Origin of the sequence: Streptomyces sp. NPDC001480, assembly GCF_042894725.1 — a bacterium.
Taxonomy (GTDB): domain Bacteria; phylum Actinomycetota; class Actinomycetes; order Streptomycetales; family Streptomycetaceae; genus Streptomyces.
The window spans coordinates 341,669-357,954 of sequence record NZ_JBIAVX010000005.1 but is presented as its reverse complement, the minus strand read 5'-3'; the positions used below and the strand labels follow the sequence as shown (position 1 = coordinate 357,954).

General features: G+C 70.0%; 12 protein-coding genes and 1 pseudogene. 7 read left to right on the top strand and 6 right to left on the bottom strand.

Annotation, left to right across the window (positions count from 1 at the left end; genetic code table 11):
• Positions 1-36: 36 nt before the first annotated feature.
• The 4 genes from mrdA (at position 37) to ACFY01_RS14485 (ending at position 7,131) form a co-directional block, all read left to right on the top strand.
• Positions 37-2,286, top strand: coding sequence for a penicillin-binding protein 2 (mrdA, locus tag ACFY01_RS14500; RefSeq protein WP_390736043.1), 2,250 nt, complete (start codon positions 37-39; stop codon positions 2,284-2,286).
• Positions 2,283-3,479 (top strand): rod shape-determining protein RodA, encoded by a 1,197-nt coding sequence (gene rodA / locus ACFY01_RS14495; protein ID WP_390736042.1) that lies wholly within the window; start codon positions 2,283-2,285, stop codon positions 3,477-3,479. Before mrdA ends, rodA begins: the two co-directional genes overlap by 4 nt.
• A gap of 79 nt (positions 3,480-3,558) precedes the next feature.
• Positions 3,559-5,082 (top strand): CHAD domain-containing protein, encoded by a 1,524-nt coding sequence (locus ACFY01_RS14490; RefSeq protein WP_390736041.1) that lies wholly within the window; start codon positions 3,559-3,561, stop codon positions 5,080-5,082.
• Positions 5,083-5,175: 93 nt separating this feature from the next.
• Complete coding sequence (locus ACFY01_RS14485) at positions 5,176-7,131, top strand: TIGR03960 family B12-binding radical SAM protein (protein WP_390736040.1); 1,956 nt, start codon at positions 5,176-5,178, stop codon at positions 7,129-7,131.
• 84 nt (positions 7,132-7,215) lie between these two features.
• On the opposite strand, the gene ACFY01_RS14480 is transcribed toward ACFY01_RS14485, so the two are convergent.
• A complete protein-coding gene (locus tag ACFY01_RS14480; protein ID WP_390736039.1) occupies positions 7,216-8,169 on the bottom strand; it encodes an NADP-dependent oxidoreductase in 954 nt (317 codons plus the stop codon).
• Positions 8,170-8,441: 272 nt separating this feature from the next.
• Here ACFY01_RS14480 and ACFY01_RS14475 point away from each other — a divergent pair, with 272 nt between their 5' ends.
• Both ACFY01_RS14475 and ACFY01_RS14470 read left to right on the top strand, forming a co-directional pair.
• The gene (locus ACFY01_RS14475; protein ID WP_390736038.1) at positions 8,442-10,499 is read left to right on the top strand and encodes a restriction endonuclease; all 2,058 of its coding nucleotides are present in this window, start codon (positions 8,442-8,444) and stop codon (positions 10,497-10,499) included.
• A gap of 155 nt (positions 10,500-10,654) precedes the next feature.
• A pseudogene (locus tag ACFY01_RS14470) lies at positions 10,655-10,772 on the top strand (phosphotyrosine protein phosphatase); the annotation flags it as partial.
• Positions 10,773-10,785: 13 nt separating this feature from the next.
• Here the strand turns inward: ACFY01_RS14470 and ACFY01_RS14465 are convergent.
• The 4 genes from ACFY01_RS14465 to ACFY01_RS14450 form a co-directional block, all read right to left on the bottom strand.
• On the bottom strand, positions 10,786-11,484 hold the full coding sequence (locus ACFY01_RS14465) for a DUF899 domain-containing protein (RefSeq protein ID WP_390736037.1): 699 nt from the start codon (positions 11,482-11,484) through the stop codon (positions 10,786-10,788).
• Positions 11,485-11,546: 62 nt separating this feature from the next.
• A complete protein-coding gene (locus tag ACFY01_RS14460; RefSeq protein ID WP_390736036.1) occupies positions 11,547-12,761 on the bottom strand; it encodes a cytochrome P450 in 1,215 nt (404 codons plus the stop codon).
• Between the two features lie 13 nt (positions 12,762-12,774).
• Positions 12,775-14,175, bottom strand: coding sequence for an NAD(P)/FAD-dependent oxidoreductase (locus ACFY01_RS14455; RefSeq protein WP_390736035.1), 1,401 nt, complete (start codon positions 14,173-14,175; stop codon positions 12,775-12,777).
• Positions 14,172-14,399, bottom strand: a complete 228-nt coding sequence (locus ACFY01_RS14450; protein ID WP_390736034.1) for a ferredoxin — start codon at positions 14,397-14,399, stop codon at positions 14,172-14,174. The genes ACFY01_RS14455 and ACFY01_RS14450 overlap by 4 nt, the downstream gene beginning before the upstream one ends.
• Before the next feature lie 259 nt (positions 14,400-14,658).
• Here ACFY01_RS14450 and ACFY01_RS14445 point away from each other — a divergent pair, with 259 nt between their 5' ends.
• Complete coding sequence (locus ACFY01_RS14445) at positions 14,659-15,336, top strand: GAP family protein (protein ID WP_390736033.1); 678 nt, start codon at positions 14,659-14,661, stop codon at positions 15,334-15,336.
• Positions 15,337-15,364: 28 nt separating this feature from the next.
• Here the strand turns inward: ACFY01_RS14445 and ACFY01_RS14440 are convergent, their stop codons facing one another.
• Complete coding sequence (locus tag ACFY01_RS14440) at positions 15,365-16,273, bottom strand: YhjD/YihY/BrkB family envelope integrity protein (protein ID WP_390736032.1); 909 nt, start codon at positions 16,271-16,273, stop codon at positions 15,365-15,367.
• Positions 16,274-16,286: the final 13 nt, after the last annotated feature.

Here is a 16,286-nt window from a genome sequence, read left to right as displayed (position 1 = left end):
GACACATACACGCACTGAGAGGGGGAGGCAGCCGCAGTGACCAACATTCCCGAGACCGGACGGACCCCACGGGTCCAGATCCGGCTCGTCGTGATCCAGATCCTCGTCCTCTCCCTGCTCGGCACCCTCGGCGGCCGGCTGTGGTACCTTCAGATCCGCGAGGGCGCCGAGTACCAGAAGGAAGCGTCCGGCAACCATGTCCAGCAGGTCGTCCAGCCCGCCGTGCGCGGGTCGATCCTGGACGCGCGGGGCGTCGCGCTCGCCGACAACGAGACCCGGCTGGTGGTCTCCGCCTCCCGCACCGACCTGCTGAAGCAGAAGGACGACGGCAAGGCGGTCCTCACCAAGCTGGCCGGGGTCCTCGGCATGGACCCCAAGGAGGTCATGCTGAAGGTCCGGCTGTGCGACGCCAAGACCCCGCAGCCGTGCTGGAACGGCTCCCCCTACCAGCCGATCCCGATCACCGACGAGGCCACCCCCAAGCAGGCCCTCCAGATCCGTGAGCGCGCCGAGGACTTCCCCGGCATCACCGCCGAACCCGAGGCCGTGCGCCGCTACCCGGCCCCCGGCAAGGCCAACACCGCGCAGGTCCTCGGCTACCTCTCGCCGGTCACCGACAACGAGATCCAGCAGGCCAAGGACACCGACTCGCCCTACCTGCGGTCCGACATGGTCGGCCGCAGCGGCCTGGAGCGCCAGTACGACAAGGAGCTGCGCGGCAAGGCCGGCGTCACCCGCTACGAGGTGGACAACCTCGGCCGTGTCATCGGCAAGGCCGAGTCGGACGCCGCCGAGCCCGGCGCCAACCTCGTCACCAGCATCGACTCCCGCGTCCAGCGGGTCGCCGAGTACGAGCTGGACCACGCCATGAAGGTCGCCCGCCAGCAGTACGACAAGATCACCGGCGAGAACTACAAGGCCGACTCAGGCGCCGTCGTCGTGATGGAGGCCAAGACCGGCCGGATCGTCGCCATGGCGTCCGCCCCGACCTACGACCCCAACGTCTGGGTCGGCGGTATCTCCGGCAAGGACTACAAGGCCCTGACCGGCAAGAACTCCGACTACCCGCTGCTCAACAGGGCCATACAGGGTCAGGCCGCACCCGGCTCGACCTTCAAGGTGGTCTCCACGGCCGCCGCGGTCCAGGCCGGCTACGTCTGGGACGGCGGCTACCCGTGCACCAGCTCGTACTCGGTGGGCGGCCAGGTCTTCAAGAACTTCGAGGGCGAGAACTTCGGCCCGATCTCGCTCGGCCGGGCCCTGGAGGTCTCCTGCGACACCGTCTTCTACGGCCTCGCCGACCGCGAGTGGAAGAAGGACGGCGGCATCAACCCCAAGAAGGGCGAGCCGAAGGACTACTTCTTCAAGACCGCCCACCAGTTCGGCCTCGGCAAGGAGACCGGCGTCGACCTGCCCAACGAGGTCACCGGCCGCGTCCCCGACCGCCAGTGGAAGCTGAACTACTGGAAGGCCAACAAGGACGCCTGGTGCAAGACCGGCAAGAAGAACGGCTCGTACGTGGAGAGGATCGCGTACGAGAACTGCCTCGAGGGCAACAAGATGCGCGAGGGTGACGAGATCAACTACTCCATCGGCCAGGGCGACACCCTCGTCACCCCGATCCAGGAGGCCGTGATGTACGGCGCCGTCGCCAACGGCGGCACCATGTACCAGCCGACCATCGGCAAGGCGGTCATCAGCCCCGACGGCAAGAGCGTCCAGGAGATCAAGCCGAAGAAGACCGGGAAGCTGCCGGTCAGCCAGGCCACCCTCAAGGGCATGAACGAGGCCTTCGCGGGCGTCATCACCCGCGGTACCGCCGCCTGGAAGTTCGGCGGCTGGCCGCAGGACAAGATCGCGCTGCACGCCAAGACCGGTACCGCCGAGGTCTACGGCAAGCAGACCACGTCCTGGCTGGCCACCTACTCCAAGGACTACACGGTCATCATGACCATCGCCCAGGCCGGTACGGGTTCCGGCGCCTCCGGTGAGGCCGTGCGCAACATCTACAGCGCGCTCTACGGCGTCCAGTCCGACGGCTCGATCGACAAGAAGAAGGCGCTGCTGCCCACCCCGCAGAAGGGCCTGCCCAAGGTCCGTGACGACGGCACGATCGCCGCCGGGAAGGTCTCCCGCGACCCGGCCAAGGACGTCCAGGCCACCCCGTCCGGCTCGCCCTCCCCGGACGAGTCCCAGCCCGCGGCGACCACCGCCTCGCCCGAGACCGGCAACCGCAACACCCGCAGGCGACCTCGCAAGAGGGGAAGCCGGAGGATGCCCGCATGACCGGCAACAGCTTCTCCGTCTCCGGGTACGGCCCCGAGCGGGCCGGCTGGACCCGGCTCCTCGCCCGTGACTCCGTGGCCCGCCGGCTGGACTGGCCGATACTGCTCGCGTGCCTCGCCCTGTCGGGGCTCGGCTCGCTGCTGGTCTACTCCGCGACCCGCAACCGCACCGAGATCAACCAGGGCGACCCGTACTACTTCCTGCTCCGGCATCTGATGAACACCGGCATCGGGCTTTCCCTGATGGTCGGCACCATCTGGCTCGGCCACCGCGCCCTGCGCAACGTCGTGCCGATCCTCTACGGCCTCTCCGTCTTCGGCATCCTGCTGGTGCTCACCCCGCTCGGCTCCACCGTCAACGGCGCCCACTCCTGGATCGTGCTCGGCGGCGGCTTCTCCCTCCAGCCCTCGGAGTTCGTGAAGATCACGATCATCCTGGGCATGGCGATGCTGCTCGCGGCCCGCGTCGACGCCGGCGACAAGAAGTACCCCGACCACCGCACCGTCGTGCAGGCCCTCGGCCTGGCCGCCGTACCCATCATGATCGTGCTGCTCATGCCCGACCTCGGCTCGGTCATGGTCATGGTGATCATCATCCTGGGCATCCTGCTCGCCTCCGGCGCCTCCAACCGGTGGGTGTTCGGCCTGCTCGGCGCGGGCGCACTGGGCGCGATCGCGGTCTGGCAGCTGCACATCCTGGACGAGTACCAGATCAACCGCTTCGCGGCCTTCGCCAACCCCGACCTCGACCCGGCCGGCGTCGGCTACAACACCAACCAGGCCCGCATCGCGATCGGCTCCGGCGGCCTGACCGGCGCGGGCCTCTTCCACGGCTCACAGACCACCGGCCAGTTCGTGCCCGAGCAGCAGACCGACTTCGTCTTCACCGTCGCGGGGGAGGAGCTCGGCTTCGTCGGCGCGGGCCTGATCATCCTGCTGCTGGGCGTCGTGCTCTGGCGCGCCTGCCGCATCGCCCGCGAGACGACCGAGCTGTACGGCACGATCGTGGCCGCCGGGATCGTGGCCTGGTTCGCCTTCCAGGCCTTCGAGAACATCGGCATGACCCTGGGCATCATGCCGGTCACCGGCCTGCCGCTGCCGTTCGTCTCCTACGGCGGATCGTCGATGTTCGCGGTGTGGGTGGCGGTGGGACTCCTCCAGTCGATCAGGGTGCAGCGGCCGATGTCGGCGTAAGGGTGCAGCGGCCGATGTCCGCGTAGCCGATGTCACTGGGGGAGGGCGTACCCGGGCGGATCGGGGCTAGATTCGGTTCATGGCGGATACGAAGCGGGAGATCGAACGCAAGTACGAGTCCGACGACAGCGGCCTGCCCGACCTGACCGGCGTCGGCGGGGTGACGGGCGTCCTCGACAAGGGCGTCGTGGAACTGGACGCCACCTACTACGACACGCCGGACGAGCGCCTCGCCGCCACCGGTGTCACCCTGCGCCGCCGCACCGGCGGCTCCGACGCGGGCTGGCACCTCAAACTCCCGGTCGCCCCGGGAGTGCGCGACGAGATCCGGGCCCCCCTCTCGGACACGGTCCCGGACGACCTCACCCCCCTGCTCCGCTCCCGCGTCCGCGACGCCGAACTGGTCCCCGTGGTCCGGCTCCGCTCCGTCCGCGACGTACGCCACCTCGTCGACGCCGACGGCCTGCTGCTCGCCGAGGCCAGCGTGGACGCCGTGACCGCGGAGCGGCTCACCGGCGAGGGCGGCCTGGCCCAGTGGACCGAGATCGAGGTGGAGCTCGCCGACGGCGGGGACCCGGCCTTCCTCGACCTGGTGGACAAGCGGCTGCGCAAGGCCGACGTACGGCCGTCCAAGTCACCGTCGAAGCTGGCCCGGGCGCTCACGGAGACCGCGCCGAAGGGGGGCGCGTCGAAGGGCAAGAAGGGGCAGCGCCGGCGGGAGCCCGCCCGGCCCGTCACCGCCGGCGACCACGTCCTCGCCTACATCCGCGCCCAGCGCGACGCGATCGTCGAGCTCGACCCGGCCGTACGCAGGGACGTCGAGGACTCCGTGCACCAGATGCGGGTCGCCACCCGCCGGGCCCGCAGCGCCCTGCGCGCCTACCGCTCGCTGTTCGACCGGGCCGTCACCGAGCCGATCGGCGCGGAGCTGAAGTGGCTGGCGGCCGAGCTCGGGGTGGACCGAGACCGGGAGGTGCTGGCCGAGCGTCTGACCGCGGACCTTGACGCGCTTCCGGACGCCCTGGTCCACGGCCCGGTCGCCGACCGGCTGCACACATGGGCGGAGGGGCGGCGCGGCGGCTCCCGGCCGCACCTGATCGGCGTACTGGACTCCGCACGCCATCTGGCGCTGCTCGACGCCCTGGACGCCCTGGTCACCGACCCGCCGCTGCGGAAGGCGGCCGGCGGCAAGCCGTCCAAGGCGATCGCCAAGGCCGTCCGCAAGGAGTCCCGCCGCGTCTCCGGGCTCATCGAGCAGGCGATCGACACACCGCCCGGTCAGGACCGGGACGTCGCCATCCACGAGGCCCGCAAGAAGGCCAAGCGCACCCGCTACACGGCGGAGGCGGCCACCCCGGCCCTCGGCCACCCGGCCGCCGCCCTGACCAAGGCCATGAAGTCCCTGACCCAGCTGCTCGGCGACCACCAGGACAGCGTCATGGCCCGCCTCGCCCTGCGCGAGCTCTCCGCCGTGGCGCACGCGGCGGAGGAGGACACGTTCACCTGGGGACTGCTGTACGGGCGTGAGGAGCAGCGGGCGGCGGCGGTGGAGGCGGAGCTGCCGCGGGTGTGGGAGAAGGCGCGGTCGCGGGTGCTCGTCTGAGGCCCTCCGGTTCTCCCGGGGCGTACGGGGGAGGCCTCCGGCCGGGTTACGCTTGATGGTCACCCCTGTCAGCTCACGAAGGTAACCCCCGCGATGTCTGTCGAGTCGGTCTTCCCACAGCTCGAGGCCCTGCTCCCGCATGTGCAGAAGCCGATCCAGTACGTAGGCGGCGAGCTCAACTCGACCGTCAAGCCGTGGGACAGCTGTGACGTCCGCTGGGCGCTCATGTACCCGGACGCGTACGAGGTCGGCCTGCCCAACCAGGGCGTCATGATCCTCTACGAGGTCCTCAACGAGCAGGAGGGCGTCCTCGCCGAGCGCACGTACAGCGTGTGGCCGGACCTGGAGGCGCTGATGCGGGAGCACGGCGTCCCGCAGTTCACGGTGGACAGCCACCGCCCGGTGAAGGCCTTCGACGTCTTCGGCCTCAGCTTCTCCACGGAGCTGGGCTACACGAACATGCTCACGGCCCTGGACCTGGCCGGTATCCCCCTGGAGTCCAAGGACCGTACGGTCGACGACCCGATCGTCCTGGCAGGCGGCCACGCGGCCTTCAACCCGGAGCCCATCGCCGACTTCATCGACGCGGCGGTCATCGGTGACGGCGAGCAGGCCGTGCTCGACATGACGCGGATCATCAAGGAGTGGAAGGCGGAGGGCCGCCCCGGCGGCCGCGAGGAGGTCCTCTTCCGCCTGGCGAAGACCGGCGCCGTCTACATCCCGGCCTTCTACGACGTCGAGTACCTCCCCGACGGCCGTATCGCCCGAGTGGTCCCCAACAAGTCGGGCGTGCCGTGGCGCGTGTCGAAGCACACGGTCATGGACCTGGACGAGTGGCCCTACCCCAAGCAGCCCCTCGTCCCGCTCGCCGAGACGGTCCACGAGCGCATGTCGGTGGAGATCTTCCGCGGCTGCACCCGCGGCTGCCGCTTCTGCCAGGCGGGCATGATCACCCGCCCGGTGCGCGAGCGCTCGATCACCGGCATCGGCGAGATGGTCGACAAGGGCCTGAAGGCGACGGGCTTCGAGGAGGTGGGCCTGCTGTCCCTCTCCTCCGCCGACCACACCGAGATCGGCGACATCGCCAAGGGCCTGGCCGACCGCTACGAGGAAGACAAGATCGGCCTCTCCCTCCCCTCCACCCGCGTCGACGCCTTCAACATCGACCTGGCCAACGAGCTGACCCGCAACGGCCGCCGGTCGGGCCTCACCTTCGCCCCGGAGGGCGGCTCCGAACGCATCCGCAAGGTCATCAACAAGATGGTCTCGGAGGACGACCTCATCCGCACGGTCGCCACGGCCTACGGCAACGGCTGGCGCCAGGTGAAGCTGTACTTCATGTGCGGCCTCCCCACGGAGACGGACGACGACGTCCTCCAGATCGCCGACATGGCGACGAAGGTCATCGCCAAGGGCCGCGAGGTCTCCCGCTCGAACGACATCCGCTGCACCGTCTCGATCGGCGGCTTCGTCCCCAAGCCCCACACGCCCTTCCAGTGGGCTCCCCAGCTCTCCGCCGAGGAGACGGACGCCCGCCTCGAGAAGCTCCGCGACAAGATCCGCGGCGACAAGAAGTACGGTCGCTCGATCGGCTTCCGCTACCACGACGGCAAGCCCGGCATCGTCGAGGGCCTCCTGTCCCGCGGCGACCGCCGCATCGGCGCCGTCATCCGCGCCGTCTACGACGACGGCGGCCGCTTCGACGGCTGGCGCGAGCACTTCTCCTACGACCGCTGGATGGCCTGCGCCGACAAGGCCCTCGCCCCCTACGGCGTCGACGTCGACTGGTACACCACCCGCGAGCGCACCTACGAGGAGGTCCTCCCCTGGGACCACCTCGACTCCGGCCTCGACAAGGACTGGCTCTGGGAGGACTGGCAGGACGCCCTCGACGAGACGGAGGTCGACGACTGCCGCTGGACACCGTGCTTCGACTGCGGGGTCTGCCCGCAGATGGACACCAGCATCCAGATCGGCCCGACCGGCAAGAAGCTCCTGCCCCTGACGGTCAAGAACGCCGCGCCGGCGCCGAGCGGTCACGCGCACTGACGTGGGTGAGGCGCTGTGGCGTCGGCCCGAGAAGCGAGGGTCACTCCACGGCGCCACGGTGTGTGCCTGCGGGGCCGCGGTTGGTCATCCGTCCGCGACGTGGATGACGATCTTGCCGCGCCGGTGCTCCCGCTCAAGCGCCTCGTACGCGGCGCGGGTCTGCTCCAGGGGAACGACCCGGTCGATCTGCGGGCTCAGCCGTCCGCTCGTGATCAGCTCGCTGATGGCGTCGAGTCCGTCGCGGTCCGGCTCGACGACGAAGAACACTCCGTGTGTGCCAGGGTCCTGGGCCGCGTCGGGGTCGGGGGGTGCGACGATGCTGACGAGGACGCCGCCCGGGCGCAGAACGCCCCAGGAGCGGGCCTGGGTGTCGCCGCCCACCGTGTCGAACACGACGTCCACGTCGTTCACCTGGTCGTCGAACCGGCCGCCCGCGTAGTCGATGACGTTCTGGGCGCCGAGGCCCGCGACGAACTCGGTGTCGCGGGCCGAGGCGGTCGCGGTGACCGTCGCGCCCAGCGCGGCGGCGATCTGCACGGCGAACGAGCCGACGCCTCCGGCGCCGCCGTGGACGAGGACATGCTGGCCGGGCTCCAGGTGGGCCCGGTCGACCAGTCCCTGCCATGCCGTGAGCGCCGCCAGGGGGACGGCCGCCGCGCTTTGGTGGTCCAGCCCGTCCGGTTTGGCGGCGAGGATTCCGGCCGGCACGGCGACGTACTCGGCGGCGGCTCCGTCACGCAGGAACGGGATGAGCCCGTACACCTCGGCACCCACGGCGGGAGCCGTGACGCCGGCCCCCTGTTCGACCACGACGCCGGACACCTCGTGTGCGGGAATGACGGGCGTCCGGTCCTGCCCGGATCCGTCGAAGCTGTCGGTCCAGGTGGCGTCCCAAGCGAGTTCTCCGGTGGTGATGGAGGCGGCCAGTACCGCGACGACGACGTCGTCGGAGCCGGGCTCGGGACGCGGTGCTCTCTCGTAGACCAGTTGGTCGGGGCCCCCGCGCCGGTGCCCGCGGACCGCGCGCATCGTGTTCATGATGCGATCACTCCTGATGATGGGGGTGACCTGCCGGTGGCCAGGCCGTCGCGTCCAGCATCACAGGTACGACGGGTGCCGATCATCGCCCATTCAAGGGATCTTTGCCGCCGCACTCCGCCGGTCGGGGTGCTGCTCAGCCAGCAAGTTGCCTTTGGCAAGTTGATGTCCGTACCAGCGATTGCCGGGTAAAGTCGTTCGGTTACTACTGGTTGTGGGGGCAACCAGAGCTTGGTCGGCTGTGCCGACGTCCTGGGGAGGGCCTGTAGCGCATGAGTCGTCGCTCTGCTGGTTTTGTCGGTGCCTGGGCAGAAATGCAGCGTCAGCACCAGCGTCAAGTGGAAGCCGAGGCCAGACGGCGCCGGGAAGAGGACCGACAGGCGCGGGCCTGCCAACGACTTGCCGCTCAAGAGCACCGGCAGTACCGACAGGCAGAGGCGAGGCGGCGCACGGAGGAGCTGGACGGGCAGGTCGCCGCCTTGCAGGGGTTGCTGGCCGCGGGTTGCCAGGCGCCGGCCTTCAGGGCGTCGTCCCTGATGCGCACGGAGGAGATCCCGCCGTTCGACCCGGGACAACTCGCCTGGCCCGTGCGCATGCCGGATCCGAGCCAGTACCAGGCGCAGGGAGGCTGGACCGCGAACAGGCGTGCACAGGCCGAGGCGGAGGCACGGGCTCGGTTCGAACGGGACTGGCATGCCGCGCAAGCCGCCGAGGCGCAGCGGCGGCAGCGGTTGGCGGCCCTCCAGCGGGACTACGAGCAGAGGACCGGGGCTCAGCGTGCGGAGGTGCGTCGGCGCAATGCCGGCATCGCCGAGGTGACCGAGGGCGTCAGACGGGGCGACCCTGACTCCGTGGTCGAGTACTTCTCCGCCGCTCTCTACTCGTCGACTGCCTGGCCTGAAGGGTTTCCCCGGCAGGTCGCGGCGGCCTTCGACTCGGCGGCGCGGCAGCTTGTTCTGGACTGGGAGCTGCCGGGGTACGACGTGGTCCCCGAGGCGAAATCCGTAAGGTACGTGCCCGCCCAGGACGAGTACAAGGAAACCGCACGTCCCGTTACCCAGCGCCGTGGGCTGTACCGAGAGGTGCTCGCGCAGAGCCTGCTGCTGGTCCTGCGTCAGCTCTTCGCGGCGGACGAGTACGGCATCCTCGACTCGGTGGCCCTGAACGGCTTCGTCGACGCCCACGATCCGGCGACGGGCAGGCGCACGCACATCTTCCTTGCGACCGCCATGGCCCAGCGGGCGGCGTTCACCGGCCTGCACCTGGAACAGGTGGACGCGGTCAGTTGTCTGACCGGCGCGTTGAGGGGCCGGCTCGCGTCCCGCCCTGAGCAGCTCACCTCCGTACGCCCGGGCCGAAAGCCTCAGGACGTCGGGAACCACATCGTCACCCACGGCGGTGATGAGGACCCGGATCTGTATGACATGGATCCGATCGAATTCGAGTCGCTCGTCGCCGACCTGTTCCGCGCCATGGGCATGCAGGCTGTGACGACCCAGCGCTCGAATGACGGCGGCGTGGATGTCGACGCGCTGGACCCGACGCCCATCCGAGGCGGCAAGATCGTCGTACAGGTGAAGCGCTACCGCAGCACGGTGCCGCCCACCGCGGTGCGTGACCTGTACGGGACGGTCCAGGACGTCGGTGCCAACAAGGGAGTGCTGGTGACCACGGCGGGCTTCGGCCCCGGCTCACACACATTCGCCCGGGGCAAGCCCCTGGAGCTCATCTCGGGCGGTGAACTCGTCGACCTCCTGCACCGGCACGGGCTTCGTGGGCGCCTGGGGGAGGGCGGGCGAGCGACTCCGGCGCAGCCGTCGCCGTCCGGTCCCGCAACAGCGCCCGACGACCACAACGTGTTGGGCATGAGCTGGTCCGGCAGTGTCGCACTGGACGTATGCGCTCTTGTCTGCCGTGGCAACCGGGTCCTGAGCGAAGACCACTTCGTCTTCTTCAACAATCCGCAGAGCCCGGACGGTTCGGTACGCGCGGTGCCGGCTGCGGCGCCGGACAAGGCGGCGATCCGTGTTTCCTTCGACGCGCTGCCGGAGGCGGCTGATCGGTTCGTGCTCGTGGCGGCCGTCGACCCGGAGGTGAACCCGGAAGCCGACCTGTCCGGATTCACCGATGCGTGCATCCGGTTGCTGGACCCGGCAATGACCGAGCTGGGCCGACTCGAAGTCTCCGACGGCCGCTCCGGCGAGACCGCATTGGTGCTCGGCTCCTTCCGGCGCAGGCCCAATGGCGACTGGGACTTCGTGCTCGGAGGGAAGGGGTACACGGGCGGGCTGGAGCAGCTCGTCCAGGAGTACGGCATCGAAGTGGAGTGACGACAGGGTGGGTCAGGCCGCGGTGCCGGTGTCCTGTGGGGAGACCGCGTACGCCACCGGGCCCGTCGAAGAAGCCTCGGCACGGTCGGCCGATGACTTTCCCGGTTTCACGACCGTCGGTTCTGTTCGGCTGCGTCCACAACGCCGGGCGCTCCCGGATGGCTGACTGGCAACTCGACGACCCTGCCGGGCAGGGGGTCGATGCGGTTCGCCCGATCCGGGGACGAGATCGAACGGCGGATCCGCGGCCCGGTGGCCGACCCGGTCGGCTGACGGTCCGGGTGGGTCAGCTGTCGCCGGAGCCCGGGCCGTAGAGCGCCGCGATGTCCTTGGACGTCGCCCAGCGGCTGTAGGTGGGCGACTGGGGCCAGCCGTCGGGGGAGTCCTGCCATTCCTCCTGCCGTCCGTACGGCAGGAGGTCGATCAGCGCGAAGGTGTGACTGAGCTGTTCGGTGCCCCGGCCGTTGGTGTGCCAGGTGCGGTAGACCGTGGCGCCGTCGCGCAGGAACACGTTGACCGCGAATCCTCCGTCGGGCGGTGCGCCGACGTCGGCCCCGAACGAGCTGTTGGCGGTCGAGTACCAGGCCATCCGGTTGCCGACCCGCTGCTTGTAGGCGAGTGCCTCTTCGATCGGGCCCTGGGTGACGACGACGAAGCGCGCGTCGTAGTTGTCCAGGAACTCCAGGCGGGTGAACTGCGAGGTGAACCCCGTGCAGCCCGGGCACTGCCATTCCTTGCCGGCGAACCACATGTGGTTGTAGACGATCAGCTGCCTCCTGCCTTCGAAGACGTCCGCCAGCCGGACGGGGCCGTCCTCGCCCTCGAGGGTGTACTCGGGCATCTCGACCATCGGCAGGCGACGGCGCTCGGCGGCGATGGCGTCGAGCTCCCGCGTCGCGGCCTTCTCCCGGGCACGCAGTGCCTCGAGTCGGTGGTTCCAGGTCGCGGCGTCGACGACGGGTGGCAGTGCGTGGTGGGTGGTCATGGTCCCCTCACAGAGCTCGCGGCTTTCGCTTGTGGGAGGTAGACCCGACCGGGCTCCAGAACTCATCGGTGCTCGATGTGCAGATGGACCGGCCCGCGAAGGACGGGGCTTCGCCGGTACGGCGGTGGGTCGGTGACGAGGCTGGGGCGGTCGAGGCGGCGTACGAGCTCGGTCAGGGCGATCTGGGTCTCCCGTCGGGCCAGCGGGCCGCCGAAGCACAGGTGGATGCCGCTGCCGAAGCCGAGGTGCTGGTTGTCGCGCCGGTCGGGGTCGAAGCGGTCGGGATCGTGGAAGCGGTCCGGGTCGCGGCTGCCCGAGGCCAGCATCAGCATGATCTGCGAGCCCTTGGGGATGACGGTGTCGGCGACGGTGATGTCGCTGTAAGCCGCCCGCCAGGGAATGATGTGCACGGGGGGCTCGTAGCGCAGCAGTTCCTCCACCAGTGGGACGACCAGGTCCGGGTCGTCGCGCAGTCGCTGGAGCACCTGCGGGTTGCGCAGCAGCGTCAGCATCCCGTTGGTGATGAGGTTGACGGTGGTCTCGTGGCCGGCGATCAGCAGCAGGTTGGCGGTGGAGATGATCTCGTCGTCGGTCATCCGCCCGTCCGGCCCGTCGTCGTTGACCATCCGTGCCAGCAGGTCCTCGCCCGGCCGGCCGTGGCGCTGCTCCAGCAGTCCGCCGAGGTACTGGCGCAGGTCCTTGCGGGCCTGGAGCCCGTTCTCCAGTTTTTCCTTCGGGTCGGTCTTGGGGTTGTAGTCGATCGAGTTGATGAGGTCGTTCACCCACACGCGGAACCTGGGCTCGTCCTCGCGTGGCACGCCGAGCAGGTGGCAGATCACGGTGACGGGGAACGGGTAGGCGAAGTCGTCGACGATGTCGATCTGTTCCTTGCCCGCGAAGTCGTCGATCAGGCCGCCCACGACGGCGGCCAGGTCGTCATCCAGTCCCGCCACCAGCCCCGGGGTGTGCGGGGGGCCGAAGTGGCGCATCGCCATGCGCCGCAGGCGGTCGTGCTCGGGCGGGTCCATGTTGATGAACGCCGGCGTGGTCCCTTCCTCGACCGAGGGCATCGGATGCGACAGATTGCGGACGTCGGAGCTCAGGTGCGGGTCGTGCAGCAGGTCCGTGAGCTCGCGGTAGGTGCTGACGACGTAGCTGCCGTCCTCCTGCCGGGCCACCGGCGTCTCGCGCAGCTCGGCGTACAGCGGGTACGGGTCGGGCCGGGAGGAGTAGTCGAGGATCCGGTGGAGGGTGTCCGGTGTCTCGGTCGTGGTCATCTCGCTTTCCCTCCTACCGGTGGTGGTGGTGCTGGTAAGCGGCCGTGACCCGCCGCTCACCCGGGTCGTGGCCGGTGACGACCACGGTGGCGCCCTGGGCGAGCAGGGTCGGGCCGGGGAAGTCGACGGGCACCGGCTTCACGTCGACGGGCTGGTCGGGCGTGGGACAGGGCGGCGGGAACGGCGCGGCCGTCTCGATCAGCCGGCGGTAGTGGTCGAGCCACTTCGCGTTGTTGAAGCTGACCGCCGCGGTCACGCGGCCCTGGTAGCCGTACGCGGCGACGAAACGGCGGTCGGGCACCGAGCCCTGGGTGACGACCACCTCGTCGGCGAAGGTCGGTACGCCGACGGACTTGATGTTGACGCCGAACTGGATCGACCAGAACACCGGGATGGACAGGTGGGGCCAGCGGTCCGCCTGGCCGCTGACCATGTTGTGCGCCGCGACCTCCGCCTGTTCCACGGCATTGGCCCAGTGCTCCAGCGAGATGAGCCGGTACTCGTAGACCGGGTTCGGGCAGCGCGCCACGTCCCCGGCGACGAAGACGTCGTCGGTGAGCAGGCCGTCGAGGGTGAGGGCACGGCAGCCCGTGTCGCAGGCGATCCCCCAGACCCCCGCCGCCAGTCCCGAGCCCCGCAGCCACTCGGTGTTGCGGATGCCCCCGAGCGCCACCACCGCCACGTCGGCGTCGACGGTGCTGCCGTCGTCGAAGTGGGCCCGGCGGAAGTGCCCCTGCGTGTCGCCCTCCAGCCGGGTGACCTTGACACCGCAGCGCAGGTCGACGCCGTGGGCGCGCTGCATGTCCGCCGCGACCTCACCGATCATGGCGCCGAGCGCCCCGACCAGCGGGGCCGGCGCGAGTTCGGCGACGGTCACCGGGATGTCCCGCTCACGGCAGATGGAGGCGATCTCGGACCCGGTGAATCCCGCGCCGATGACCAGTACGCGGGAGGGGCCTGCGGCCAGGGCCCGCTGAAGACTCTCGGCGTGTTCGCGCGTCCGTACGACGAACACACCGTCCAGGGACGCCTCGGACTCGACGAACCACGGCCGGGCCCGTACCCCGGTGGAGATCAGCACCCGGTCGAAGGGAACCTCGCGTCCGTCGGCGAGCCGCACCTGGTTGGCCGCCAGGTCCAGCCCGGCGGCGGGCACGCCCAGCAGCCACTCCGCGTCGATGTCACGACGTCGCGGCAGCATGGTCCCCCCGGCCGGCACCCACCCGGTCAGTACCTGCTTGGACAGGGGAGGCCGGTCGTAGGGCTCGCACGGCTCGTCACCGATCATGGTCAGCGATCCGGTGAAACCCTCGTCGCGCAGGGCCTCCGCGGCCCGCAGTCCCGCCAGTGACGCCCCGACGACCACGATGCGGCCGTCGCGCTTGAACGCTCGCAGGGTGTCGGCGCTGGTCATGGCTTCGACGCCGCCACCGGTACGCCCCGTCCCTCCAGCTGGTCGACCAGAATCGCCTGGACGGGGCAGGCCGCCGCGGCGCGCAGTACCTGGTCGCGGTGGGCGTCGTCGGGGTTCGGGTCGTACATCAGCGCTTCCTCGCCGTGCATCCGGAAAGCGTCCGGAGCCAGGAAGGCGCACTGCGCATAGCCTTCGCATCGGGAAAGATCAACGACAACTCTCATCCCGACCTCCACAGGGAATGCGAGCTGCGGACCCTGAGAACGTCGGGTCTCCGCAGAAACAATTGATCGTCGCGAACAAGGCGACCGGCGCCTGCAATACCGCCCGGAAATACCGCCCAGAGGACCTGACTTCGACCGGAAAAGCCTATCCCGCGCGTACACCGCCCGCACGCGGGGAACCAGCGCGGCCGTGAGCGGTGTTCACCCGCTCGCCGCGCCCGTGCGGCCGAGGCCGAGCGCCGTCGCCGATGCTTGCCGCATGGGTCAAGTGCTGGGTGATGTGCTGGGCCTGGCGGCCGGTGTCGCCGTCAGTCCGCTTCCGATCATCGCCGTCATCATCGTGCTGGCAACGCCTCGCGGACGCCTGAACGGACTGGTGTTCGCGGCCGGCTGGGTGGTGGGGCTGTCGGCCCTGGGCGCGGTGACGCTGGTCATCGGCGGTCAAGGGGATGCCGCCGTCAAGGGGCAGCCGGCCGACTGGGTGGGGGCCCTCAAGCTCGCGTTGGGGCCGGCACTGGTTCTCCTCGGCGTGCGGCTGTGGCGTCGCCGTCCCGCCGATGTCACGCAGGCGCAGTTGCCCAAGTGGATGGCCGCGCTCGACCGCTTCACCCCGGTGAAGACATTCCTTCTGGCTCTCTTGCTGTCTGCCGGAAACCTGAAGAACGCCCCGCTGACCATTGCTGCGGCAATAACCATCAGTTCGTCGGGAATTCCGGTCGGCGAGCAGATCGGCGCGCTCGCGATTTTCGTCCTCATCGCTTCCCTCGGGCTGCTGATTCCGCTGGGGGTCTACCTGGTCATGGGCGAGCGGGCGAAGAACATGCTGGGCAACTGGAGGGAATGGGCGGCACGGCACAACACGGCTGTCATGGCGGTCCTGCTCTTCGTGTTCGGGCTGAAACTGCTGGGGGACGGCATCGGCGTGCTGACTTCCTGAGCCGGAGGGAGCGCCGTGGCAGGCGGGGTCAGGGATGGGCAATCCGGTCCCGGGCCGGAGGTGGGCTTTCGAGGCGGGTGGCCAGTGGTGGTTCCTGGGCCGCCACGGCGCCGGCGCTGATGCTGATCGCGACGGCCACGCAGACCACGATCAGCCACGACAGCATGATGAACACCGAGCCGAGGGAGCCGTACTCGGCGAGGGCGTGGTTGAGTGCCCGCGGCAGGTACAACCGTGCGGTCACGCTCAGCGTGGTGACGGCGACAGCTGTGATGACCGCGCCGGGCAGCAGCGGCTTCCAGGCGATCAGGCCGCCGAGCAGCAGGTGCTGGGTCCACCACCACAGCCCCGTCAGACCGACCAGCGTGACCGGGATCCCCAGCCAGGCCCCGACGCCGAACCCGTCGCGCATGGGGCCCTGCACCAGCAGTGCCCCCAGCCACAGTACGAGCCAGGCCAGCCAGCGCCAGGGGGCGGTCCGGGTTCCCGCCCGGGGGATCTCCCAGGCGCGTTTGCACAGGCGTTGCATCGCCCTGCTGACGGCGGTGGCCGAGAGCAGCACCATCAGCCCGCCCACCACACCGGTCGCCTGCCGCAGATCACCCGTCGTGGGCGTGAGCGCGTGTACGAGCTGGGCGTTCGCGGCGCCCGTGACCCCGAAGACGGTGCGCACCGAGGTGACGAGCTGCTGCCGTACCGCAGGGGGAGCGTACGCCCCGACCACGAAGAGCAGCGGAACCGCGGTCAGGAAGCACTGCGCCGCCAGGCGCGTGGCGGAGTCGAAGATGTTCACCGACAGCAAGCGGTCCGCGAGGTGGGTGACCACCGGGAACCGGGCCGCCGCCCGGGTGTGCGCGGACCGGGCGGCAGCGACCAGCCGGCGTGCCGATCTCCGCCGACGGCAGACGCCGGCGGCCCGGTGATGCAGTGTGAGCATGCCCCCAGCGTGC